This window comes from Lysinibacillus alkalisoli, from assembly GCF_014643595.1.
In the GTDB taxonomy this organism is placed as follows: Bacteria; Bacillota; Bacilli; order Bacillales_A; family Planococcaceae; genus Metalysinibacillus; species Metalysinibacillus alkalisoli.
Genome location: NZ_BMJT01000002.1, coordinates 196,760 through 219,550, shown reverse-complemented (window position 1 = coordinate 219,550; position 22,791 = coordinate 196,760). Strand labels below are relative to the sequence as shown.

Annotated in this window: 28 protein-coding genes; 14 read left to right on the top strand and 14 right to left on the bottom strand. The window is 37.9% G+C overall.

The genetic code is table 11. The annotated features are described in order from the left end of the window. Positions 1 to 56: 56 nt before the first annotated feature. The 4 genes from thiM to IEW44_RS03485 all read left to right on the top strand — a co-directional run bounded on the left by thiM (position 57) and on the right by IEW44_RS03485 (position 2,564). Complete coding sequence (gene thiM / locus IEW44_RS03500) at positions 57 to 833, top strand: hydroxyethylthiazole kinase (RefSeq protein WP_188613638.1); 777 nt, start codon at positions 57 to 59, stop codon at positions 831 to 833. Continuing rightward, positions 802 to 1,623: a bifunctional hydroxymethylpyrimidine kinase/phosphomethylpyrimidine kinase gene (gene thiD / locus IEW44_RS03495; RefSeq protein ID WP_188613637.1), complete on the top strand. Its 822-nt coding sequence runs from the start codon at positions 802 to 804 to the stop codon at positions 1,621 to 1,623. Before thiM ends, thiD begins: the two co-directional genes overlap by 32 nt. Further along, positions 1,610 to 2,224, top strand: a complete 615-nt coding sequence (thiE, locus tag IEW44_RS03490) for a thiamine phosphate synthase (protein ID WP_188613636.1) — start codon at positions 1,610 to 1,612, stop codon at positions 2,222 to 2,224. Before thiD ends, thiE begins: the two co-directional genes overlap by 14 nt. Positions 2,225 to 2,288: 64 nt before the next feature. Continuing rightward, the gene (locus IEW44_RS03485; protein WP_188613635.1) at positions 2,289 to 2,564 is read left to right on the top strand and encodes a hypothetical protein; all 276 of its coding nucleotides are present in this window, start codon (positions 2,289 to 2,291) and stop codon (positions 2,562 to 2,564) included. Between the two features lie 147 nt (positions 2,565 to 2,711). Here IEW44_RS03485 and lepB read toward each other — a convergent pair whose 3' ends face one another. The 4 genes from lepB to IEW44_RS03465 are packed head-to-tail and all read right to left on the bottom strand — an operon-like array spanning position 2,712 to position 7,001. After that, positions 2,712 to 3,251, bottom strand: coding sequence for a signal peptidase I (gene lepB, locus IEW44_RS03480; RefSeq protein WP_188613634.1), 540 nt, complete (start codon positions 3,249 to 3,251; stop codon positions 2,712 to 2,714). Between the two features lie 60 nt (positions 3,252 to 3,311). Beyond that, complete coding sequence (locus tag IEW44_RS03475; protein WP_188613633.1) at positions 3,312 to 5,681, bottom strand: ABC transporter permease; 2,370 nt, start codon at positions 5,679 to 5,681, stop codon at positions 3,312 to 3,314. Further along, positions 5,681 to 6,463 carry an ABC transporter ATP-binding protein gene (locus tag IEW44_RS03470; RefSeq protein WP_229704158.1) on the bottom strand — a complete coding sequence of 261 codons (783 nt, stop codon included), beginning with the start codon at positions 6,461 to 6,463 and terminating at the stop codon, positions 5,681 to 5,683. The genes IEW44_RS03475 and IEW44_RS03470 overlap by 1 nt, the downstream gene beginning before the upstream one ends. Then, positions 6,456 to 7,001 carry a sigma-70 family RNA polymerase sigma factor gene (locus tag IEW44_RS03465; RefSeq protein WP_229704144.1) on the bottom strand — a complete coding sequence of 182 codons (546 nt, stop codon included), beginning with the start codon at positions 6,999 to 7,001 and terminating at the stop codon, positions 6,456 to 6,458. Before IEW44_RS03465 ends, IEW44_RS03470 begins: the two co-directional genes overlap by 8 nt. Positions 7,002 to 7,183: 182 nt before the next feature. Between IEW44_RS03465 and IEW44_RS03460 the strand changes: the two genes are divergently transcribed. Beyond that, complete coding sequence (locus tag IEW44_RS03460; RefSeq protein ID WP_188613631.1) at positions 7,184 to 7,573, top strand: hypothetical protein; 390 nt, start codon at positions 7,184 to 7,186, stop codon at positions 7,571 to 7,573. Between the two features lie 75 nt (positions 7,574 to 7,648). Here the strand turns inward: IEW44_RS03460 and IEW44_RS03455 are convergent, their stop codons facing one another. The 5 genes from IEW44_RS03455 to IEW44_RS03435 all read right to left on the bottom strand — a co-directional run bounded on the left by IEW44_RS03455 (position 7,649) and on the right by IEW44_RS03435 (position 12,870). Next, positions 7,649 to 8,191: a CueP family metal-binding protein gene (locus IEW44_RS03455; protein WP_188613630.1), complete on the bottom strand. Its 543-nt coding sequence runs from the start codon at positions 8,189 to 8,191 to the stop codon at positions 7,649 to 7,651. Positions 8,192 to 8,288: 97 nt separating this feature from the next. Then, positions 8,289 to 9,545 carry a hypothetical protein gene (locus IEW44_RS03450; protein WP_188613629.1) on the bottom strand — a complete coding sequence of 419 codons (1,257 nt, stop codon included), beginning with the start codon at positions 9,543 to 9,545 and terminating at the stop codon, positions 8,289 to 8,291. 14 nt (positions 9,546 to 9,559) lie between these two features. After that, positions 9,560 to 10,603: a dihydrodipicolinate synthase family protein gene (locus IEW44_RS03445; RefSeq protein ID WP_188613628.1), complete on the bottom strand. Its 1,044-nt coding sequence runs from the start codon at positions 10,601 to 10,603 to the stop codon at positions 9,560 to 9,562. After that, entirely contained in the window at positions 10,603 to 11,619 is a 1,017-nt protein-coding gene (locus IEW44_RS03440) for an NAD-dependent epimerase/dehydratase family protein (RefSeq protein WP_373286127.1), read from the bottom strand. Before IEW44_RS03440 ends, IEW44_RS03445 begins: the two co-directional genes overlap by 1 nt. 15 nt (positions 11,620 to 11,634) lie before the next feature. Further along, positions 11,635 to 12,870 (bottom strand): Nramp family divalent metal transporter, encoded by a 1,236-nt coding sequence (locus IEW44_RS03435; protein ID WP_188613626.1) that lies wholly within the window; start codon positions 12,868 to 12,870, stop codon positions 11,635 to 11,637. Positions 12,871 to 13,084: 214 nt separating this feature from the next. On the opposite strand from IEW44_RS03435, the gene IEW44_RS03430 reads away from it, so the two are divergent. After that, entirely contained in the window at positions 13,085 to 13,384 is a 300-nt protein-coding gene (locus IEW44_RS03430; protein WP_188613625.1) for a hypothetical protein, read from the top strand. A gap of 45 nt (positions 13,385 to 13,429) precedes the next feature. On the opposite strand, the gene IEW44_RS03425 is transcribed toward IEW44_RS03430, so the two are convergent. After that, positions 13,430 to 13,744: a DUF3784 domain-containing protein gene (locus IEW44_RS03425; RefSeq protein WP_188613624.1), complete on the bottom strand. Its 315-nt coding sequence runs from the start codon at positions 13,742 to 13,744 to the stop codon at positions 13,430 to 13,432. An 89-nt stretch (positions 13,745 to 13,833) separates the two neighbouring features. Between IEW44_RS03425 and IEW44_RS03420 the strand changes: the two genes are divergently transcribed. After that, positions 13,834 to 14,481, top strand: coding sequence for an HAD family hydrolase (locus IEW44_RS03420; protein WP_188613623.1), 648 nt, complete (start codon positions 13,834 to 13,836; stop codon positions 14,479 to 14,481). Between the two features lie 220 nt (positions 14,482 to 14,701). After that, the gene (locus IEW44_RS03415) at positions 14,702 to 15,694 is read left to right on the top strand and encodes an LLM class flavin-dependent oxidoreductase (protein WP_188613622.1); all 993 of its coding nucleotides are present in this window, start codon (positions 14,702 to 14,704) and stop codon (positions 15,692 to 15,694) included. Positions 15,695 to 15,824: 130 nt separating this feature from the next. Here the strand turns inward: IEW44_RS03415 and IEW44_RS03410 are convergent, their stop codons facing one another. The 3 genes from IEW44_RS03410 to IEW44_RS03400 are packed head-to-tail and all read right to left on the bottom strand — an operon-like array spanning position 15,825 to position 18,153. Next, complete coding sequence (locus IEW44_RS03410) at positions 15,825 to 16,298, bottom strand: glutathione peroxidase (RefSeq protein WP_188613621.1); 474 nt, start codon at positions 16,296 to 16,298, stop codon at positions 15,825 to 15,827. Positions 16,299 to 16,339: 41 nt separating this feature from the next. Further along, complete coding sequence (locus IEW44_RS03405) at positions 16,340 to 16,699, bottom strand: DUF5391 family protein (protein WP_188613620.1); 360 nt, start codon at positions 16,697 to 16,699, stop codon at positions 16,340 to 16,342. Positions 16,700 to 16,710: 11 nt separating this feature from the next. Continuing rightward, positions 16,711 to 18,153 (bottom strand): MDR family MFS transporter, encoded by a 1,443-nt coding sequence (locus IEW44_RS03400; protein WP_188613619.1) that lies wholly within the window; start codon positions 18,151 to 18,153, stop codon positions 16,711 to 16,713. 162 nt (positions 18,154 to 18,315) lie between these two features. On the opposite strand from IEW44_RS03400, the gene IEW44_RS03395 reads away from it, so the two are divergent. After that, positions 18,316 to 18,636, top strand: a complete 321-nt coding sequence (locus IEW44_RS03395) for a hypothetical protein (protein ID WP_188613618.1) — start codon at positions 18,316 to 18,318, stop codon at positions 18,634 to 18,636. A gap of 81 nt (positions 18,637 to 18,717) precedes the next feature. Here IEW44_RS03395 and IEW44_RS03390 read toward each other — a convergent pair whose 3' ends face one another. Further along, on the bottom strand, positions 18,718 to 19,893 hold the full coding sequence (locus tag IEW44_RS03390) for an aminotransferase class I/II-fold pyridoxal phosphate-dependent enzyme (RefSeq protein WP_188613617.1): 1,176 nt from the start codon (positions 19,891 to 19,893) through the stop codon (positions 18,718 to 18,720). Between the two features lie 185 nt (positions 19,894 to 20,078). Between IEW44_RS03390 and IEW44_RS03385 the strand changes: the two genes are divergently transcribed. The 5 genes from IEW44_RS03385 to IEW44_RS03365 all read left to right on the top strand — a co-directional run bounded on the left by IEW44_RS03385 (position 20,079) and on the right by IEW44_RS03365 (position 22,776). Beyond that, positions 20,079 to 20,573: an RNA polymerase sigma factor gene (locus IEW44_RS03385; protein ID WP_188613616.1), complete on the top strand. Its 495-nt coding sequence runs from the start codon at positions 20,079 to 20,081 to the stop codon at positions 20,571 to 20,573. Further along, positions 20,566 to 21,393 (top strand): anti-sigma-V factor RsiV, encoded by an 828-nt coding sequence (rsiV, locus tag IEW44_RS03380; protein ID WP_188613615.1) that lies wholly within the window; start codon positions 20,566 to 20,568, stop codon positions 21,391 to 21,393. Before IEW44_RS03385 ends, rsiV begins: the two co-directional genes overlap by 8 nt. A gap of 111 nt (positions 21,394 to 21,504) precedes the next feature. Continuing rightward, positions 21,505 to 21,831, top strand: a complete 327-nt coding sequence (locus tag IEW44_RS03375; RefSeq protein ID WP_188613614.1) for a fluoride efflux transporter FluC — start codon at positions 21,505 to 21,507, stop codon at positions 21,829 to 21,831. Next, complete coding sequence (locus tag IEW44_RS03370; protein ID WP_188613613.1) at positions 21,824 to 22,138, top strand: fluoride efflux transporter FluC; 315 nt, start codon at positions 21,824 to 21,826, stop codon at positions 22,136 to 22,138. Before IEW44_RS03375 ends, IEW44_RS03370 begins: the two co-directional genes overlap by 8 nt. A 17-nt stretch (positions 22,139 to 22,155) precedes the next feature. Continuing rightward, positions 22,156 to 22,776, top strand: a complete 621-nt coding sequence (locus IEW44_RS03365; RefSeq protein WP_229704143.1) for a YczE/YyaS/YitT family protein — start codon at positions 22,156 to 22,158, stop codon at positions 22,774 to 22,776. Positions 22,777 to 22,791 lie beyond the last annotated feature (15 nt).

Sequence of the window (22,791 nt, the reverse complement as noted above, 5' to 3'; positions counted from 1 at the left end):
TCTTTGTCGGGGGTTTTTGCTATTACACATTATTCGTAATTTAATGAGGTGAACTTATGATTACAAGTTATGAAGTAAGACAAAAAAATCCGTTAATTCATTGCATAACAAATATTGTCGTTGCAAATTTCCAAGCAAACGGACTACTTGCTATGGGGGCATCACCTATTATGGCAGATGCACCTGAAGAAGCTAGTGATATTGCTCGTATTGCGAATGCTGTTGTACTTAATATCGGGACGTTAAACCAGCGTACTGTAGATGCCATGGTATTAGCGGGTAAAACTGCCAATCAACTTAATATTCCTGTTGTCTTTGATCCTGTAGGTGCAGGAGCATCACCCTATCGCTTAACTACAACAAGACGATTACTTAAAGAAATCAATATGAGTGTCATTCGTTGCAATGCTGGTGAACTTGCTGCTATTGCTGGTGTTGATTGGCAGGCGAAAGGTGTCGATGCAGGTGCGGGACAAGCGGATGTTACCGCTATGGCGAAACATGTCGCTTCTACCTTTAATACCATTGTAGCTGTAACAGGCGAAAAAGATATCGTAACTGATGGCCTACAAACTGCAGCTATTTTAGGCGGTGATGCCCGCTTAACACAAATTACAGGGGCAGGTTGTTTACTAAGCGCTGTTGTGGCTGCCTTTTACTGTACAAGACCTTCTATGGAGGCTGTCATTAGTGCCATGACATTTTATAAGCGAGTTGGCGAACAAGCTGTGCAAGGGACATTTGGTGATATTGTTTCGCATTTAATGACCGCATTATTTGAATTAAGTCAGGAGGATGAACATGAACGTAACACTCACAATAGCAGGTTCTGATAGTGGTGGGGGCGCAGGTATCCAAGCCGACCTTAAGACATTTCAAGAGCTTGGGACATTTGGTACATCTGTGATTACCGCGATTACCTCTCAAAATACACAAGGTGTACATGCTGTACATGCAATACCTGTTCAAGATGTTGAAAGTCAATTAAAAGCAGTGCTCGATGATTTCCCTATTCAAGCAGCGAAGACAGGTATGTTATTTTCTGCTGCTATTATTACAACCGTAAGCCGTTTAATGAAAGCGCATAATATCCCTCTTGTTGTGGATCCTGTAATGATTGCTAAAGGTGGTGCTTCACTCTTACAACAAGAAGCCATCACAGCGATGAAGACGGAATTATTGCCACTTGCAACGGTCATCACACCCAATATTCCTGAAGCCGAAGTATTAACAGGTATGACGATTGTAGATGATGCTACCATGATTGCTGCTGGACAAGCGCTCTTAACAATTGGTGTGAAAGTAGCGATTATTAAAGGAGGGCATTTAGCAGGCAGCCATACAGCACGTGACATTATTGTCAGTACAGATGATATCTTCATTGTGGAGACACCATTTATTACAACAAAGGATACACATGGCACAGGCTGTACATTCTCAGCTGCTTTAACGGCTGAGCTCGCCAAAGGTACAGCGCTACGTGAAGCTGTTACCATTGCTAAACAGTTTATTCAAGCTGCGATTCAACACCCTTTACACTTAGGCTCTGGTCACGGGCCTACTAACCATGCAGCCTACCATAATTTTGAGAAAGTGCAGGTCACCTTATATGATGACTTATAATTTGCATACTTATTTCATTATGGGCTCTACAAATGCCAACCTAGCGATTTTAGAAGAAGCGCTACAAGCAGGCATTACTTTATTTCAGTTGCGTGAAAAGGGGAAGGGTGCCAAAACAGGGGACGATTTACTACAATTTGCTAAAGCATGCCAACATTTATGCCAACAATACAATGTACCTTTTATTGTAAATGATGATGTACCATTAGCCATTGCCTTACAAGCAGATGGTATACATATTGGGCAAGATGATGCACATGCAGCCACTGTACGTAAACAACTACCACATGCCATACTCGGCGTATCTGCTCATAATAAAAAAGAAATTAAACAAGCGGTATTAGATGGTGCTGACTATGTGGGGATTGGCCCTATTTTTACGACGGCTTCAAAAGATGATGCACAACAGCCTTGTGGCATTGAAACTTTACAAGCACTACAAGAGGCATTTCCTCGCGTTCCGAAAGTGGCCATTGGTGGTATTACTACCGATAATGTACAGGCTGTGCGTGCTACTGGCGTAAATGGAGTTGCTGTTATTTCAGCGATTAGTGCGGCTGATGATGTGAAGGCTGCTGTCACCTCTTTGCGTAACATGTGACTTTCATTTTATATGTCTTTTTATGTGCAAAAAGTGGTATGATATGCTATAAGAGGTGGTTATCATGATAAATTTTTTAGCTAGTAATGATAAAGACTATGTATCATTAAAACTTACCGTTTCCATGTTAATTTTAGCTTTATTGTTTTTTACCATTGGTATTTTAACAAAAGATGCTGGCACAATGATTATTAATATGTCGTTTTTAATAGCTGGTGCTGGTTTAATTGTCTCATTTATCATGGGCATTTTAACACAAAATAGTGGCGTAATCGTTGTTAATTCTATCACTGTAGTAGCTTCACTTGCAGCTATGGTATGCTTTATTGTTTTTTATTAAGCCACTACAAAGAAGCCTCACTTGACACAATACCTGTCAAGTGAGGCTTCTTACATTTATTTAACTATGATTAACGTGCAACTCATCTAGTCGCTATAAGGAAAAGCAATAAAAACAACATTGCTATTCACCATTTTTATACATATCTTATTGCTTTTTTGCTAGCCCTATATTGGTAAATGGGTACACTGTTGCTAATACTTTACCCATAATAATATCCTTTTCGATAAAACCAAAGTGGCGACTATCCATACTATTTAAACGATTATCCCCCATCACAAATAATTTATCTTTAGGTACTATTATCGCTTCAAAATCTTCTGTTGTACGTAAATTAATCCCTTTTGCACTGCGCTTAACATAATTTTCTTCATAAGGCTTATCATTTACGTATAAGACATCGTTTTTCATTTCGATTTTGTCACCTGGTAAACCAATCAAACGTTTAATATACCATTCATCTGGATTATTAGGTGATTCAAATACAACTTGTTGAAAGCGTTCTAGTGATGTCACGCGATCCACTAAGACAACATCTTTATTCACATACGTTGGCTCCATTGACACACCCTTTACATTAACAGGTGTCAAAATAAATGTCTTGATTAGTAACACAACAATAAATGTAATAATGACAGTCTTTAACATACTAAAAAACTCATTTTTTGCAGGGGCTTGATGCTCCATTCACAACATTCTCCTTTATTTGATTGTTGCTGTTATTGTAGCATCTCACCAAGTTAAAATTCAACTTTTGAATCCCACTGCATCCATACGCATACGACTGATGGCATAGCCTTGCCACACAAAAGCTAGTGCTGTAAGACTAATTAATGTAAGTAATGTACCACCGATAAAAAATACGTCGTACATATTTAACTGTTCCCCGCTTGATACTTGCCAGAACACTTGCGTGAAGCCAATGCCAAGTAATAAGCCACAAACTATACCGTAACTAATAAAAATCAGTGCCTGATATAAAATCAACTTGCGTAAACCTTGAGGTGTTACCCCTAATAAACGATTAATTTGATAATCGCGTAAACGCATAAAACTAGCATGTAGCAACGTTTGAATAATGCCTATAATCGCAATAAAGAACAGCAAAGATAACGTAGCCTTCACCAATATGTTACGCTGCATTATCAATTGACTATTCTCTTTTAGTATGGCGGTTTTAGTCTCAAAATAAAGCGATGGATATTGTGTTTGTAGCTCTGAGAAATCGGTCTCACTAGGCGCTTCAATATAAAGTTCATATAAACCAAACGTTGCCATTTTATCAGGTTGCCATGCTAATTGAATGTGATAATTCTCATTGTGATGGAGTTCCGGTTCAATTCCGACAATTGTTACATTTGTAACTTGCTGATTCCCCTCGTCATCAAAACCTTCTAATGGGATCACATCTCCTATTTCTACATGTAATAGGGCTGCTTTCTCAGCTGTAATAATTGCCTCGTTTGGCGCTAACGCACTCGTAAATACGGCATATCCATTCAAGTTATTACCGTCCGATGAATAGCCATGTAGCATACTCACACCTGTTACAGACTCAACACCTTTCATCTGCTGTACAGTCTCTAATAAATGCGCATTATAAGCGATATCTGTATGTACCACATCATGTGTCGCAATGACTTCTGTTGTAAAACGCTCATGAATATAATCAAACCCTGATTGCTGTGCTGATTTCATTGTTGTCGTTGTAAAGATTAACATAATCATCAAACATAATATCGTTATTAAAACACTACTATTTTTACGCAACTGTGGCATGAGCTGTTGTAACGCTAAATAAATATGTTTGCCAAAGACAGCACGCACCATCACTAAACTACATTGAATGAGCCACTGCATCACATAAGGTAACACAATGACGCATTGCATAACGATCATAATGGTACCTATAAGTGTTGGAATAGGGGCATGCTCTTTACTTCCTAAGGCAAGTAATAATGCCGACACTAGACTAACCCCCATATACCATATCGTATATTGTTTCGTCCACACTAAACGCTTTAGTTGTTTTTGAGTCATTTGCGCAGGCATTAATCGAGATGTGCGATACACTTGATAACCGACAAATAATTGTAAAACAACAATGCAAACTCCAGCTATACTACTCACAATCCATAATGGAAAAGCAGGCATCATTGGTAATAAATCAAAACGTTGAATAAGTAATGGGACAATTTGTGTCATTAATACGCTACCTACTATGGCACCTAAACCGACACCTATTGCTGTAATGCAAAATAATTGTGTGAAGACAATGCTTGCTACTTGTTTCGTCGTTGCTCCCATCAAGCGCAATCTTCTCAACTGATTGACTAATTTACTAAAAATAATTTGAAAGTTTGTTAACAATAATGTACCTGCAATGATAATGGTAAAAACACTCAATACAATAATAAAAATGAGTAAACTTTCTATATTTTTAACAACAGCTTCAGCCTCATTTTGAATATCAACTCTAAACTTTGCATCTGTACGACTAATCTTCGTTGCGACATCTGTAATATAAGCATCATCTGTCACTTGTACAAGTGCAAATTTCCCAGCCATCATTTGTGGATACAATTGTTGCGCACGTTGGTATGACAGCCATATGATAGGCTCATGTTGTTGAATGATTTCTTGTATAGTAAATGATTGGCCTTCAAAGTGAATGTCATCACCAATAGTCTTTTGTAGTGATGAAGCGACACGCGACGTCACAGCTACAGTATGTGATGATAAATCTTTTGTAAAATGAAAGCGACTCTTTACTAACGCATCATTTTTCACACCAAATACTGTAATAGCCATTGTATCAATATGGCTTGATACTTGTAAGACAACAGGTGATATGGCCTCTATATTATCAAGACGCTCCATCTCTTGTAACAAAGAAGGCGTTAAATGAAGATCATCTGTCATCTCATAACCAAACATCATATCCGTGTCTCCATATTGTGCATACTGTTCTTGATCAAATTGCTTTTTTGCACTAAAGCCATACGTACACATCATCACAATTAAAGCAACAGCAGATGCAACTGTCATAATACTAAGACAAACTTGTAGTAAACTAGCCCGAAAGAGCTTTAATGCTATCGTACGTAAGTTAAACATTACACGTCACCTCGTGCAATTTGTTTAAACTTCTCTAAAATATGACCAACATCATACTCATTTCTTTCGTTATCGTAATGGTCAACAATGCGTCCATCATGAAAAAACAACACACGGTCTGCATAGCTTGCAACATAGGCATCATGCGTTACAATAATCATCGTTTGTTGTTTCTTTGTTTGGATCGTTTGTAGTAATGCTAATATAGTATTTGTTGTATTAAAATCAAGAGCACCTGTAGGTTCGTCAGCTAGCAAAATAGGTGGTCTTGCAATAAGTGCACGTGCAATAGCTACACGTTGTTGCTGTCCACCCGATAACTCTGCTGGTAAATGTGTGCGCCATTGTAGCATCTCCACTTGAGTTAAAACTTCATTTACACGAGTTTCAATTTCTTTATGTGGCATATCTTGTAAGATTAAAGGCATGGCAACATTGTCAGCTACTGTTAAATCTTCTAATAGCTCAAAAGATTGAAAAACAAAGCCTATATTGTCTCGTCTAAAAAGTGTGGCTTGTGGCTCTTGATAAATATTAGCTTGCTCTCCCCGTATTAATATTTGACCACTCGTTGGTGCATCTATTGCGCCTATCATTTGCAATAATGTGCTTTTGCCTGAGCCACTCGTCCCCATAATGGCTACCATCTCACCTTGATAAATAGTAAAGTTAACATCTTGCAATGCTGTCACTTGATGTGACTCATGTTGAAATGTTTTGGTCATACCTTTTACTTGTATGACTTCGATTAATTGAGAAGTTGGTACTGGAATATTATTCATCATGGTTTTTAAAGGATTGGAAGTCATCATAATACGCCCCCTTCATTCGTTTTTTTAATTGTTGTAGTCCTCTACGAATGCTTGTTTTCACTGTACCTTCAGGTAACTGTGTAACCTCCGCAATTTGCACCACTGTATAATCTTGATAATATCGCAATAAGAGTACGGTCTTATATTGATCATTTAACTCATTTAAAGCTTGCCACAAATCAATGTTTTCATCTGGTGATGGTACATGATCGGCAATATGCATGAATTGTTCTATTGGGGCACTTGACTCGCGAGCTTGTTTTTTCATAAATGTAATGCTCTCATTAATCGCAATACGCATAAGCCATGTTACAAAATACGTTGGTTGCTGTAATGTAGATAACGCATAAAATGCTTTTACCACAACGTTTTGAAAAACTTCTATAGCATCTATTTCATTATGTACATAAGCATAAATCATGCGATATAAAGACGCATGTTGTTGAGTAATTAAACGCTGAAAAGCTTCCTCATCACCTAGCATGGCTTGTTGTATATCATCAATCACTTTATTCACCTCTACTCATTAGACTCAGGACTGACACAAAACGATTCAACTTTTTTATTTTAGGTATATCGGTTATGTATTGAGGGAATATTGCCATGTAACGATCTTCTTTATGCCAAAAGTCGAATAGGTTTTTTAACCATTATTCGCTATAATATAAAGGAATTAAAGGGGGCACTTGTATGAAAAAATGCTGGCTATTATGGCTAACATTGCTTATGCTAACCGCTTGTCAGTCTCAACATAATACATTAGCAGCCGATTTACAGGCTGTTATACAAAATCCAAAACTCGAAAAAGTCGAACTTACTTCAATGGTAGAATTTGATTGGCAGGAGGCATATTTATTCCCGCCCTACACACAGCACAATGAGATTACATCAACATTAGGCTTTCCGTTCTCTGAACAAACTAATGTGACGAATAGTGACAATATTTACTTACTTGTCTTTTTACATGAAGATAAAATTATAGAAAGTGTAGACATTCACCGGGCTCACTGCGATTTTACCATTGATAGTACAAAGTTAACGCCTGACCAAGATACGATTTACATTCAAAGATACTCTTAACGAGAAAAGTGGTACAGAAAGCGTTAACGCTTTCTGTACCACTTTTTTACTTTAGAGGGGTATGAAGATGCTACTTTAGACAGCTGGCAGTTGCATTGTTGTAATGCAAGTTAAGCTATCATTAAAGGTTTCAATATTGGCTGTTACACTAGCCTCACCTTTTTGAATTGTAACTTTTAAGTTTTCATCGCGTGGTAACCATAGATCAACAAAACCATTAACTCCACTATTACGCGTTTCATTCATTACTTCTTTGCCTGAGTCGTCGGTTACTTTTACAATAAACTCCTCTTCTACTAACTCACCTTGGCATGTCGTTAAACTATGCATACGGCAATCATGGGTTTCTTTTTCATAGGGCGCAATGGATACAAAAAACTCATCCTTAGGTAACGCAATATTACGCTCTTCTTTTTCACTTACAATGTAAAGCTCTTCTCCCGTAATGGAAGCTACATTACTTGTAATTTCTCGATCTCCATAAGCACGAACAAGCTCTTTTAACTCCTGTACCGGGATTTCTTCTGTCTCGCTCGTCACTGTCCCTTCACTATTACAAGCACTTAATATTACTGCTGCTAGTGTTAGCACACTAGCTACTCGCCATCTTTTCACCATTTATTATCACTCCTTTTAACACCTATACCCCGTATATGTTAACAGAAAAATATGCAAAAATTGTGCATAAAAAAAGAGCTATGAAAATAAGCTCTTTTTACACATCCACAAATGTGTAGTATTGACGTGGTCGCCCCTTACGATTAACGCGCTCTACCCCATGAATATCAATATAATTGGCATCCACCCACTGTGTGAGCAGACGATTAGCTGTACGTACTGTAATTTGTAAAACTAATGCCACATCATTGGATGTAAAAATCGTACGCTCATTTTTTTGTACATAGGCGCGTACCTTTTCAAGTTGATAAGCTTGTTTATCGTTAATACGAGTATTTGTTAAACTATATACGACAGGTGCATCTACCGTAATCGGACCAAATACATTGCGTTGTTCTGTCACAATAAAAGCACAAGTTGTTTTATGTTGTTGAGCTTGTGTTAACGCAATATCTGCATGTGCAGCAGCTGCTTGAATTGTCATCCCAAAACCTACCCCGCAACAAATAATCGCTTGCTCAATTTGAAAAATATCACGTAATACAGGTAAGACTTTATAACCTTCTGTAATGCGTTCAAATTCACCTCTATGGCATATAAAATTATATTGTAAAGTTGTCGTTGGCAATAAGTAACCATTTAATTCATCTGCAAAATTAGCGACAATGCGATCCACTTTATACTTTTTTAATGATTGAGACTTAAAGCTTTTGTTTAATAACGTTTGGCTATGTACCTCAATTTTCCCAAGCACGATTTGATGTTCTTTTTGACGACGCTCATCTGTAGACAGTAAGATCCGCTCAATTAACACCACAACATCTTCAATTGTTGGCTTTAATAACACAACCGTTATCCCTCTCGCTTGTAACTCTTGCGCCACATAATGACTACATGTCATCACACCATGTTTAAGGTGATGACAATGAATAAGATGAGCCTTTACTGTTTCGGCTTCATTTGTTAAATGATAGGTAACTGCTGCTGTTGTACATGCTTGGTTCATCTGAGTTAAAGGCTGTGTCAAATAGGCTAACTCCATACCATCGACACTTAATGTTGTAATCTTTTGTTGTTGTACGAGCTGAAAGTATGCCTCATAGATACAGCCTCCCTTCAATGGTACATAATACGTAGGAATTGGGAGTTGACGCTGTTCACGTACAGATTGTTCGTAAGCGCGATGTGTAAACAGTATGCAATGTGCTTGGCGCAGAGCATGTACTACATTAGGCATCAATTCACTTATGTCATTTGTCTCAAAGTAGTGCATCGTAATATTTGGAAACATAGCAAATGCCTCGTGTATTCTACGCTTTAACCAAGTGGGGCCAATAACCGCAATCGTCAACATGTCAACTCCTCCTTCTATTCGTTATCTTGTTGTAAAAACTGCTCAACAAAAGCGTCGTCATGTAATTGTGGATACAGGCGGTAAACACGGTCAATTTCTTCCGCCTGCCCTACACTTAATACTTCTTTTTCACTTAGGCACCAATTCCCTTGTAAGAGACCTTGTCTACGTAATACTTCGTTGATGCCTGCTATACTTCCTTTAAATTGATGACGACTGTCAAAAAAAGCAGCATTACTATCTGTGACTTGTTGCGCTATGGTATGCCATTTAATATCCATTTGCTCTAGGTTACGCGCTGCTTTAATTTGCTCAAATAATGCCACAGCTGTATGTGTCCAAACCGACCAATGCCCCAATAAGCCACCTACTATTCTTTTACTTTGTAAAACACCATCTACCTCTTCTGTAAAGGTAGTGAATAAGTCATTCACAATATTATCGTCATTCCCTGTGTATAAAGCAATCTGCTCTCTGCGACTTGAATGTAATACTGCACGCGCCACTTCAATTGTTAAATAGCGGTCAAATGGCGCCATTTTAATGGCAATCATTCGGTCAATCTCCGCAAATTTCTGCCAATAAGCATAGGAGAATATGCGCCCACCTACCGCTGGTTGTAAGTAAAAGCCAATAATAGGTAGAACTTGCGCCACTTCTTCAGCACGTGTTAGTAAACCTTCTTCTGATACATGGTGTAAACCATTATTACTTAATAAAATGGCATGGTAACCTAATGACTTTGCAATTTCTGCTTCTTGTAGTGCCGCTTGTAGCTCACCACTTACCCCCGCAATGCGAATAAAGTCATCAGGTGCATGCTGGTTCATCTCTTCTGCCGCTAATGTTAAAACACGTTGATATAAGGTAAGATCATCATGAATTTCAAATTGAGTAGTATGCACACCAACCGCAATGCCACCTACTCCTGCCTTAATATAATAACGTGTCAAACGACGCTGTGCATATTCATCAATCTTTTTGTCTTTAGTTAATGCAAGTGGATGTGCAGGAATAAATGCGCCATCTTGGATTTTTGTTGCTACAGATGTTTGCATTAGTATTGCCCCTTTCGCTCTTGGAAATGAGTAGGCTTATTAATAAGCTCACCATCATTCATAAGCCATGATGCAATTAGATCTATCATCTCTTGTACTGTCACACTTGGATAACCAAATGTTTGATGTGCTTTTGACGAATTGCTGAGTAATGCATTTGGTGCTTCTTCACCAATGAATGTTGGCGTTTTTTGTATACGTTTACCAAATTGCTGTGCCACCCATCGAATGGATAAAGTTTCAGGCCCTGTAGCATTAAAAATAGTGGGTGGTGTTGTCGCATGTAATAAAGCACGAATCGCATATTCATTAGCGCTACCTTGCCAAATCACATTAAAATATCCCATCGTTACATCAATCGGTTGTTCATGATAAACTGACTTTGCAATTTCTACAAGTACGCCATAGCGTAAATCGATGGCATAGTTTAAGCGAAAAATAGCGACTGGCGTTTCATTCTTATGAGAAAAATACGTAAATACTCGCTCTCTCCCTAAAGACGATTGTCCATATTCGCCAATCGGCTCAGGATGTACCGTCTCATCACAACCACCGTTTCCTACTGGGCTAAATGGGTACACATTGCCTGTTGAGAAGACTACAAAACGTGCGGTTTTAAAGTGGTCTGCCACTCGCCCTGGTAAATAGCTATTCATTGCCCATGTGAAGTGTTCATTGCCCTGTGTGCCAAACTTATTGCCAGCCATATAAATCACATTCTCCACTTGTGGTAACTGTTGTAACGCCGCATCATCTAATAAATCACAAGCGATAGTTTCAATGCCTTGCGCTTCTAATTCTGCTTGCAAGGTACTGTTAGAGAAACGAGATACACCGATCACACGTTGCGAAGAGCCGAGAGCAATTAACGCTTTTTTTAACGCATAGGCTAATGTTGGCCCCATTTTACCACCAATACCTAAAATCATAAAATCACCTTGCATTTGTTTAACATCATCGATTAATCCTTGTGATGGTTGCGTCATATAATTTTCTAATTGTTGAACATTTTGTATCATATTGAAATCCTCCTATGTTAAAAAAATATTTTTAAAATTAGTAAAGGCTAAATATAGTAAAACAAGTAATCCTATAACACCTAACGTATTGCTTAATAGACCATTCTTCAGCTCACCCATAACATCTTTACGGTTTGCCATAAGTAAAATCACAATGGCAATAACAGGTACAATAAAAATGGTAATCCCTTGCGCAAAGATAATAAGATTAACAGGAGCACCATCAAATAATAACGCGACTATGGAGCCAAACGTCATCACAGCAATAATGGCCATTCTCACCTTTTTATCCTTTAAATTTTTGCCAAAACCAAAGCCATCTGATAATAATGAACCACCAATTGTCGCATTACCAATTAAAGATGAGAATGATGCCCCAAAGAGCCCTAGCATAAAGATAAACGTAGCATAACTTCCAAAAGAAGGACGCAATGCTTCACCCATCTCTACAGCATTATCTACTACAATGCCTACAGGCTTTAGTACAGTAGCTGCGGTAATCATAATGAGAAAAGAAATAATACCTAGTAAAAAAATACCGAAAATTGCCTCTTGCCCACTCGCTTTAGCATCTTTTAAACCTAGCCCCTTCTCACGTACTAAATACGATTGATACACAGCGCCTACAATAGAAAAAGATGTGGCAAATAAGGCAACGACTAAACCAATACTCCCCTCAGGCAATGTCGGAATAAATCCCGAAAAAATATCGTGTAATGAAGGGCGTACAATGAGCGTTGTAATGAGAAAAGTACCTAACATTAATACGACTAAACCTAACATTAACTTCTCTAATAGTTGGTAAAACTGCTTGAAAAATAGTAATGAAATTGCGAGTAAGGTAAGTGTAACAATCCACACTTTAGCATTAATACCTGTGACAGCTTCAACCGCAATACCTGTACCAATCGCATTTCCTGCTTGAAAAGACGTTGTTACTAAAAATGCACCAATACCAATGATGGCACCAATACCAACCCCCATCTTCTCTTTAACAACGCCAATAAAAGTGCCGTTAGCTGCTATACCAATCCGAGCACTCATCTCTGTATAACCCATCATTAACACAACAGCAATTACTAATGTCCAAACTAACTCTGCCCCGTAAATCGCACCTATTTTAGATGACAACGTAACAGACCCTGGTCCTACCATTAAGGCAGCTGTAATTAAACCTGGTCCTAAATAACGTAAAAAATTTTTCTTTTTTACTGCTGGTGTTGCCTCCCCTTTGTGTTGAACGGTCATCGCTTTCACTCCTTTGAATGTTCTGAATATTTAATTTGATTATAAGAGACAAATTTATTTAAAGACACAACCTTTATATGTCTTTAAATAAAAAGAAAGCGCTATCACATCTTATTCATATGTTTATTAGTCGCCAAACTTTGATTAAAAAGTTATAATTTTAACATCATACAGGATATTTGAGGACAATTAAAAGACAAAGGTTGGAATTACTTTGGAAAGAATAAGCGCACAAATTAAGGAAGTATTGCTACAACTTAGTAACAAAAATAAAGATTTCTTTATTACACAGCAATTATGCAGTGCCAAAACATATGAAGAAATACAAATGATTTTACAGTGGCAAGGAACGCTCACGCCGCATCATACCTCAAACATTCATCTTGATGAAAAGGATGGACATACATGGATTGATGTTTGTTATTTATGGTTTAACGATGAGGAAAGTTCCGTTATCTTACAATGTGAGCTCACAAAGGAAGGACAGCTTTATGTGATTGGTCTAGAGGCATAAATAAAAGGCTCACCACTAGTGGTAGCCTTTTTGACATTCGGTTGATCATCGCTTAAATCGACTATGTGTATTCACATAAATAATGCTTATTATCGTTAAACCTACGATTACAGCAATACCTACATATTGTAGCCCTTCGTACCCTAAGTAATCACTTAAAGGAAACAAATATAAGCATAGTATAATAGCGACTAAAAGTTTCCCTAAAGCTTTTGCTAAGGCTACTTCATTTATTTTAGCCTGCTCTTCAGGGCTCATCGTATTATACCCTGCAATCAAATTAGCGCCCTTCCCTTGTAATAAAAAGAAAGCCATGATACATAGCGGGATCGCAATCAATGTAATAATGAGAAATGGCATTATACGTCCTCCTCGCTCTTAAAAGACCTTTGTCCTTTTGCTTTTTTATTATTCCATTATACAATGTAACGATAGAGAGAGGTGTAACAATGAAAAACTATATTTTTGATTTTGATGGGACATTAGGCGATTCTAAAACATGTAGTATTTTAGCAACACAAGCCGCCTATAAGGATTTATCACTTATCATACCTAATGATGATGAAATCGCACACTATATGGGGATTCCGATCGAAATTTCATTTCGAGAAATGGCATCTGAGCCACTAGATGATGCGACTTTCAATGAGTTACTTACTACATTTCGGGCACATTATAAAAAATTTGAAGCAGGTTCACTAACACTATTTCCTGATGTTGAGCTTGTCTTACACACATTACAGCAGCAAGGTGCTTCCCTATTTGTTGCCTCGAGTAAAAGTTCTGCTGTCTTATTACGCAACCTACAAGCATTAAAGATTGCCAATTACTTCACTGCCATTATTGGTGCTGATGATGTCACACGTTTTAAACCAGACCCTGAAAGCATCAATTATTTAGTTGAGCGCTTTCACTTACAACGAGAGCAAACGATTATGATTGGCGATGCCACCTTTGATATAGAGATGGGGCACGCTGCGCACGTTGCTACTTGTGGCGTAGCTTGGGGGAGCCATGGCACAGAAAAATTGGCAACAGTAAAACCAACATACCTCATTCATACAATGAAACAATTATTAACGATTTCATCACAATAAAAGGTAAATGAAGGCATGGTAAAGAGAAAATCTTTTTCTCTTACCATTTTTATTTTGTCTCAATATTTGCATGAGCATAAGATATACTTCTTCGTTTGTACTTTACATCACATCATGGCATTCCCATTCATTATGATAAAGCCTAGCTAATTTTATAGAGCATATCGGTATGTAATACCTAAGCATTGCGCTATGATATGTACAGGAAGGGGATGTTTTTTTGAAATTAAGTATATTGGATCAGGCACCCGTAACAAAAGGGCATTCGCCTACCACTGCATTACAAAATAGTGTGGAACTTGCTCAACTAGGTGACCGTTTAGGCTATGAGCGTATGTGGTTAGCTGAGCATCATAATACAAACGTCTTTGCAAGCTCCGCACCAGAAATATCAGCAGCTTATCTTAGTGCTAAAACGGAACGCATTCGCATTGGTACAGGCGGTGTTATGATGATGCATTACTCGCCTTTAAAATTAGCTGAAGTATTTAAAACGTTGAGTGCTTACGCTCCAAACCGCATTGATTTTGGTGTTGGTCGTGCTCCTGGTGGTGATGGTCAGTCTATGTATGCCCTTGCCGAAGGACGTCAACCTATGTTACACAATATGTATGAAAAATTAGACACCGCTTTATCTTATTTACAAGATATCCCGCCAACAGATGACCTCTATCGCCCTGTACGTGCAACACCAACTGCTGTTGATTTGCCTCAAACCTGGCTGCTAGGCTCTAGCGGAAATAGTGCTCTAAAAGCCGCTCAAAAAGGGATGGGCTACTCCTATGCCCAATTTTTCACAGGTGAAATGGATAAAATGACTTTAGCACATTACACAAAAAACTTTGTGCCATCCTCTTTTATGGCGCGCCCTCAAATTGTCGTATCTTATATGGCAACTGTCGCTGATACAGAAGAACAAGCCATCTATGAAGCGTTACCACAAGATATTTGGCGCTTAAATTTTATGAAGGGACGCATTGAACAATTGTTAACACCTGAACAAGCAGCGAACTACCCTTTATCTGAGTTAGATCATATGGAAATTTTAAACAATAGAAAACAACATCTTGTTGGCTCTGCACAACAAGTGAGTGATTTATTACAACAGCAACAAGCGTATTATGGCTTTGATGAAGCTATGATTATTAGTATCCCTCATAGCCAAAAGCAGCGCTTGAAAACTTACCAATTGCTTGCTCAGCAATTATTATAATGTAAAACGCTAAATAAAAGTTTTACCTTCACTCATAAAGTATGATTATACAAATTTTCGCGTATTAATTATAGTTAGTCTGCACCAACTACAAAAAAATCCCTCGCGCTACTAAATGCGAGGGATTTTTTTATACTAATACTTCTTTAATTTTCGCTTCAAAACTTAATGGCTTGTCTTTAGAGCCAAAGCGGTCAATCACTTCACCTTCACGATTTACGAGAAACTTTGTAAAATTCCACTTGATGCTACTCCCTAAAAAACCTTTAGAATGACTAGTTAAGTAGGCAAATAACGGGTGCGCCTCTTTGCCATTCACTTTTACAATATCATGCATTGGGAATGTTACACCATAACTTAAGCGGCAAGCTTCTGCTGCTTCTTTAGCTGTATCTACTTCTTGTTTAAATTGGTCAGAAGGAAAACCCAACACGACAAAGCCTTGAGACTGATATTTTTTATATAATTGTTCAAGCTCATCAAATTGTGGCGTAAAGCCACATTTAGTTGCTGTGTTAACAATTAATAATACCTTACCTTTATAACGAGATAATTCATAATCCTCACCATCTTCAAGTGTTACATTAATATCATAAATACTCATATCCTCGCCTCCTGCTATACTTTACCATGCCTATACACGGCTTAAACCTTTCTTGAAAAGGCTGTACGAAACCATTGGACATGTGTAGCTAATGCTAGTAATCCAGAGAGTATGACAAATAACGTTCCATCTCTCGCAAGTGAAGCAGCCATGGATACAAGCGAGAAAGCTAGCAACATGTGTAAAACAAATAAAGGAGCTAGTGCATAACGTATGGCGCGTATGCCTAATTGTAATAATAGTAAGGGTAGTGCATAGAAAGCAAATGTGCCTATGACTGTTAACAACCGTTCATCACTATTGATCCCAATATATGCTGGTAATTGAGAAGATAACGTTGCTAAGATTAAGACTGCAAAGCTAGCTACAGCTACTAGCCCATCTTTCACTTCTTCTTTCACTGCCTTTTCACCTACGCTTGTGCTTTTGATTTAGTTGCTACAAAAAAGGATAACACACAAGCTAGCCCTGCAAATACAAGTGCCGCAAGATAAACATAAGCTACCCCGCTTGCAATGGTCGTTTGCAAAAAGCTAACTTCTTCTGTTGTAAAGCCTGATTTAGCAAATGCACCATTCAATTGTACTTCACCTTTGTTAAGTGAAGCGATTTTTGTGCTCGTCACTAAATTAAATAACATACCAAATAAGGCTGCTCCCATCGCTTGACTAAATGTATTTGTGAAAGAATTTAAGCCAATTGATGTGCCAAGCTGTTTAGGGTCAGCCACCTTTTGAATCGAAATCATTAACATTGGCATAATTAACCCCATGCCAAGCCCAATCAGTGACGAACCAATGTACACACGTGCACTGCCAGAGCTTGCTAGTAAACCTGCTAATAAAAAGGTGCCTATGACAAGTAATACCGTCCCCATCTGAATGATGCGTTTATTCGTTAAGCGACCAATTAAATTACCTGCTACAATCGCATTAACTGTCCATAATACGGATAATGGCGTTAACATCAGTCCTGCTTGTGTTGCATTTTTCCCTAGTACACTTTGTGCATAGATGGGGATGTATACTGTCACACCAATTACTACTGACATTGCACTAAACGTTAACCCATTTACCACCATTAGGCGCCAATTTTTAAATAACGACAATGGAATAATAGGCTCCTCAGCACGTAACTCAACCATAATAAACACTGTTAAAAATAACAAGGCTACACCATATAAAAGGAGGGACTGTGTAGAAAACCACGCTTGTGTTTTACTGTTATCAATAATAACGTATAAAAGCGAGACCATACCTACTGTAAATAATGCCGCTCCCGCATAGTCAATTTTACGTTTCACAGCTGTAATCTCTTCTTGGTAATGCTTTACGATTAAATACATCGATGCTAAACCAAATGGTACATTAATAAAGAAAATGAAATGCCATGTAATTTGGTCAACGATAAAACCACCAAACAAAGGCCCTACAACGCCTGAGACACCCCACACCATACTTAAATACCCTTGCCCTTTAGCTCGTGCCTTCTCTGTTGTAAATAATTCACCTACCATTGTTAATGTCAATGGTAAAATCGAGCCAGCACCAATCCCTTGAATAGCACGGAATATAATTAATTGCTCCATAGATTGTGCCAAGCCACACAACATAGACCCTACTAAAAATATTGTAATGCCAATTAAAATCATTCGCTTACGACCAAACAAGTCAGCTAATTTACCAAAAATAATGGCAGCAATAGCAGATGCCAATAAGTATGCGGAATAAATCCAACTAATTAAGTCCACACCCGATAAATCCGCCGTAATACTTGGGATTGCCGTACTAACGATCGTACCTTCGATGGCGGCTAATGCCGTCACTAACAATAAGGCTATAAAAACTTTATTCATACTTCCTTCACCTCTTCAATAAACCTACACTACCAATAGTTTAAGCAATTGAAAAGTGTTTTTTATTGCCATACGGCTAATTATGTAGACAATAAAGGAAAGATGTTATCATTTGTTTTATTTTACCATCACTGATAATGTAACAATAAGGGAGGGAAAAGGATGAAGAAAGTTATTATTTTTCTTATCTCATTAATTGCGATACTTGCTATTATTGCAGGCTGTTCGAGAAGAGGTGGAGCGGTGCATAGTATGACATTTGAAAGTGAAGTGTTAGAAGTAAGAGGCGATACAATTTTCTATAGTGGGCCTGAGGGGTATGAACATGAACGTTTTGTTTATACTAAAACAAAAAAGGACGACAATTTGTATGAAGTTGGACAGCAAATTGACATCACCATTGAGACAGACGAACATAATCAATACGTTGTACTCGAAAGCAACCCACCTAAATTACATATCCAGTCTATTACTATCAAGTAGTTCATTACATGGCTACAGTAATGAGCAAAAAACAGCAAATGGATATACATCCATCTGCTGTTTCTACTACACAAGCCTATTTTATAATTGAACAACTTCTTCTGCCGTCAATTGTAAAAATTGTTCCATGCGGTCTAGTCCTTCTTTCAGTACATCCATACTATAAGCATAAGAGATACGAATATAACCCTCCCCATATTCTGTAAATGCACTGCCTGGGACAACAGCCACTTTTGTTTGCTCTAACATCGTAAAAGCAAAATCCTCAGAATTTTTATAGTGCGTTGGGATTTTTGGGAACATATAAAAAGCGCCATTCGGTTTAATCACTTCTAATCCCATAGCTACAAGACGTTCATATACATAATCACGTCGCTCGATGTACGCTGCATTCATTACTTCGCTATCTTGCCTGCCATAACGTAACGCCTCAATAGCAGCTACTTGACTCATAGAAGCTGCACATACAACATTAAACATATGAATCTTTTGAAACTCTGTTGTTAACCATGCTGGCGCTAATAAAAAGCCTATACGCCAACCTGTCATAGCATGTGATTTTGATAAGCCATGCACAACAATTGTGCGTTCTCTCACTTGTTTAAATGATGCAATCGACACATGTTCATTGCCAAATACATTTTCTGAATAAATTTCGTCTGTAATAATAAAGCAGTCCTTGTCAGCTGCCCAATTAGCAATTGCCTCAATCTCTTGGCGACTATACGTAACACCTGTAGGGTTAGATGGATAATTAAATAACACCGCTTTTGTTTGCTCTGTATAAGCAGCCTCCAGTGCCTCTACAGTTGCTTTGAACTTTGTAGCGCGCGTATCCACATAGACAGGTTTCGCACCTGCAAGTGAGATTAATGGTTCGTATGCCACATAAATAGGAGCGGGTAAAATAACTTCATCACCTGGTTGCAAAATTGTACGGAAAATAACATCAATCGCCTCGCTGGCGCCTGTTGTAATAAGGATTTCTTCCATCGCGTGATAATGTACGTTATATTTGTCTTGAAAAAACGCTGCCACTTCTTGACGTAATTCTGGCAAGCCAGGGTTAGCGGTATAAGCCGTATGATTATTTTTAATCGCCTCAATACCTGCTGTTTTAATATGTTCAGGTGTGTCAAAGTCAGGTTGACCAATCGTTAAATTGACAGCCCCTTCCACTTCAAGCATACGATTAAATATTTTTCGGATACCAGATTCAGGTTGATGTTGAATGAGGGGATTAATAGTTGTTGCCATTGTACAGGACTCCTTACAAAATTAATTTTCAATCCATCATATCATAGTTTGGCTACCTTTTCAGACCTTTTTCATTAATTTATCTAAAAATTTCGATAATTTTTCAACATTTTATTTTTTCGCATGACAACTTTTCAAAAGGGGTATGCGTCAAATATAATAGTAAGTGAAAGGGCTTGTTTGTCATGACAACAGATGAAAAAATCACACAATTAGAAGAATATATCGTAGCGTACCAAGGCGCACATTATCGCCTGGCATACAGCTATGTTAAAAATCAACAAAATGCGTTAGACATTGTACAAGATGCTATTGTTAAGGCACTAAGATCGATTCATCGTTTAGAAGAGATCGCCTACTTGCACACCTGGTTTTATCGCATTTTAATGAATACAGCCATTGACTATTTACGCCGTCACAAGCGCATGATTCCTTCCGATGATGCATTATTTGCTCGCGAGCAAAGTACACCAGCGAACCCTGACTTACATATGGATTTATGGGAAGCTTTGAATCAATTGTCTGTAGAACAAAAAACCATTATTATTTTACGCTTTTTTGAAGATATGAAATTACAAGATATCGCTAAAGTATTAGACCTTAACGTTAACACTGTGAAGGCGCGTTTATATGCCACGCTAAAAAAATTGCGTATACAAATGGAGGAATACCATGAATAATTTACAAAATATGAAACAACAATACCATGACATTCCGCTTCCTAAAGAATTATCTGATGCTGTGCAACATGCATTGCATCAGAATCGTTCTAAAAAGTCTTGGTATCGCCCACTACTTTTGACAGCCGTTGCCATCTTAGCACTCTTCATTGGCAGTATCAATTTAAGTTCTTCCTTTGCCAATCAACTTGCTAGCGTTCCTTTAATGTCATCTGTTGTTGAAGTTTTTTCCGTGCAAGATATCGAGCGTAACTATGGAGATACTGAAGTTGCTGTAAGTAAACCTGTTATTACAGGTTTTAATGACAAGCAGTTTGAACAAATTTTAAACGAAAAATATGAAGAAGAAAATCGTGAACTCTTTAAATCAACAAGTACAGAAAAAGGTCGTATCAGCTTAGACCGTCAAGCTGTTGTACTAACAGATACGGAAAATGTTTTGTCTATTGCTCGCTACACTACTGTTACACAAGGTGGCTCTGCTCAAAGCATTGCGATTGATAATATTGACCCTCATAATGAATGGGTAATTACTTTACCAAGTTTATTTAAAGACAACACGTACATTCCAGCCATTTCAAGCTATATTTATGCTCAGATTGAACAGCGAGAAGACCGTCTATATTTTACAGATGAAGAGGGCTCGATTACTTTTAATACGATCGATGCTAATCAAACATTTTCTATCACCAAAGATGGACAACTCACCATTTATTTTGATGAGTATACGATTGCTGCTGGTGCTGCTGGCATCGTGGAATTTACGATTCCTACAGATGTCATTAAACCTTCTTTAATGAGCAACTACTATATTAAATAACTTTTCGCATGACCTCCCTATCCATATTATACCATACGGGGGTTATGTGTTTTTTTATACGCTTTTTTTGACTAACATATTACGTTACAATAACAGAGGAGAGGTGATCATATGCAAGATGCCTTAAAAGTGGGATTAGGCGGTATGGTTGGGGCTTCATTACGATACGCGCTCAGCTTTATGTTCAGTGCACCGTTTGCTACGTTATGTTGCAATCTACTTGGCGCTTTTCTCTTAGCGTATATTTTAACCAAGTATCAACGCGCCTTATTTTTTGGTACAGGTGTTTTAGGAGCCTTCACTACTTTTTCTACTTTCAGTGCAGAAGTTATCACATTACCACTAAGCTATGCATGTAGTTATGTTGTGATTACACTAATTGGTGGTGCTCTAGCCAGTTGGTCTGGCATAAAGTTAGCAGGTGTTGTGGATGATTAGTGTGGCCATAGGTGGATTTTGCGGTGCAATTTGTCGCTTTATGGTTAGTAAGTATTGGACAAAGGGCACTTTTATCGTAAATATTATTGGGGCATTTATTTTAGGGGTTGTGATCTCTTATCAGGCCTTGGTGCCGCTTGTTGTCACTGGATTTTGTGGGAGTTTTACAACTTTTTCTACCTTTAGCTTTGAAGTTATCACATTATGGCAAGATAATAAACAGCAAGCTGTCACCTATGCACTATGCACTACAGGATTTTCATTACTCGCTGTTTTTTTAGGTATGACAATTACATCTATAGTTTAAACAAGGTAGGGATTGAGTTGAGAGTTTTTATTTGGCGATTGTTCTTTTTTGTTATAGGCACCATTATTTTAGCACTTGGTGTCACCTTAACCATCCGTGGGCAACATATCGGTGTAGGTTCGTGGGATGTGTTACATATCGGGTTGTATGAAACGATTGGATTAAGCATTGGATCATGGTCGATCATTTTAGGGATAAGTATTTTAATTGGCATTGCTTTACTGACAAGAAAGCTCCCTAAATGGGGAACTTGGGTAGATATGTTTCTAACAGGCATCTTTATTGATATTTTTAATTATATGTTACCTCAAGCGACTACTACTTGGATGCAATATGTAGCATTTCTTTTAGGTTTAGTAGGTATTGGATTTGGCGCTGGCATGTATATTACAGCTAATTTAGGTGTTGGCCCACGTGATGCTTTAATGATGTTTGTAGTGGAACAAACGACTTTAAGTGTACAAGTAGCGCGAACAATTATGGAAGTTGGCGTTGCTATTATAGGCGTATTACTTGGTGGCCCACTTGGCATTGGCACTATTATCATGGCATTTGCTCTTGGCCCGATTGTACAGCAGGCTTTGCGTTTTAACGAATATCTCTTTTTTTACATTACAAAAGAAAAAGCACTACCTTAAAAGGTTTAACACAAT

Coding starts and splice junctions, on each gene's coding strand:
- thiM (WP_188613638.1), top strand. CDS start 57: ATGATTACAAGTTATGAAGTAAGACAAAAAAATCCGTTAATTCATTGC.
- thiD (WP_188613637.1), top strand. CDS start 802: ATGAACGTAACACTCACAATAGCAGGTTCTGATAGTGGTGGGGGCGCA.
- thiE (WP_188613636.1), top strand. CDS start 1,610: ATGATGACTTATAATTTGCATACTTATTTCATTATGGGCTCTACAAAT.
- IEW44_RS03485 (WP_188613635.1), top strand. CDS start 2,289: ATGATAAATTTTTTAGCTAGTAATGATAAAGACTATGTATCATTAAAA.
- lepB (WP_188613634.1), bottom strand. CDS start 3,251: ATGGAGCATCAAGCCCCTGCAAAAAATGAGTTTTTTAGTATGTTAAAG.
- IEW44_RS03475 (WP_188613633.1), bottom strand. CDS start 5,681: ATGTTTAACTTACGTACGATAGCATTAAAGCTCTTTCGGGCTAGTTTA.
- IEW44_RS03470 (WP_229704158.1), bottom strand. CDS start 6,463: ATGAATAATATTCCAGTACCAACTTCTCAATTAATCGAAGTCATACAA.
- IEW44_RS03460 (WP_188613631.1), top strand. CDS start 7,184: ATGAAAAAATGCTGGCTATTATGGCTAACATTGCTTATGCTAACCGCT.
- IEW44_RS03455 (WP_188613630.1), bottom strand. CDS start 8,191: ATGGTGAAAAGATGGCGAGTAGCTAGTGTGCTAACACTAGCAGCAGTA.
- IEW44_RS03450 (WP_188613629.1), bottom strand. CDS start 9,545: ATGTTGACGATTGCGGTTATTGGCCCCACTTGGTTAAAGCGTAGAATA.
- IEW44_RS03445 (WP_188613628.1), bottom strand. CDS start 10,603: ATGCAAACATCTGTAGCAACAAAAATCCAAGATGGCGCATTTATTCCT.
- IEW44_RS03435 (WP_188613626.1), bottom strand. CDS start 12,870: ATGACCGTTCAACACAAAGGGGAGGCAACACCAGCAGTAAAAAAGAAA.
- IEW44_RS03425 (WP_188613624.1), bottom strand. CDS start 13,744: ATGCCATTTCTCATTATTACATTGATTGCGATCCCGCTATGTATCATG.
- IEW44_RS03420 (WP_188613623.1), top strand. CDS start 13,834: ATGAAAAACTATATTTTTGATTTTGATGGGACATTAGGCGATTCTAAA.
- IEW44_RS03410 (WP_188613621.1), bottom strand. CDS start 16,298: ATGAGTATTTATGATATTAATGTAACACTTGAAGATGGTGAGGATTAT.
- IEW44_RS03400 (WP_188613619.1), bottom strand. CDS start 18,153: ATGAATAAAGTTTTTATAGCCTTATTGTTAGTGACGGCATTAGCCGCC.
- IEW44_RS03395 (WP_188613618.1), top strand. CDS start 18,316: ATGAAGAAAGTTATTATTTTTCTTATCTCATTAATTGCGATACTTGCT.
- IEW44_RS03390 (WP_188613617.1), bottom strand. CDS start 19,893: ATGGCAACAACTATTAATCCCCTCATTCAACATCAACCTGAATCTGGT.
- IEW44_RS03385 (WP_188613616.1), top strand. CDS start 20,079: ATGACAACAGATGAAAAAATCACACAATTAGAAGAATATATCGTAGCG.
- rsiV (WP_188613615.1), top strand. CDS start 20,566: ATGAATAATTTACAAAATATGAAACAACAATACCATGACATTCCGCTT.
- IEW44_RS03375 (WP_188613614.1), top strand. CDS start 21,505: ATGCAAGATGCCTTAAAAGTGGGATTAGGCGGTATGGTTGGGGCTTCA.
- IEW44_RS03370 (WP_188613613.1), top strand. CDS start 21,824: ATGATTAGTGTGGCCATAGGTGGATTTTGCGGTGCAATTTGTCGCTTT.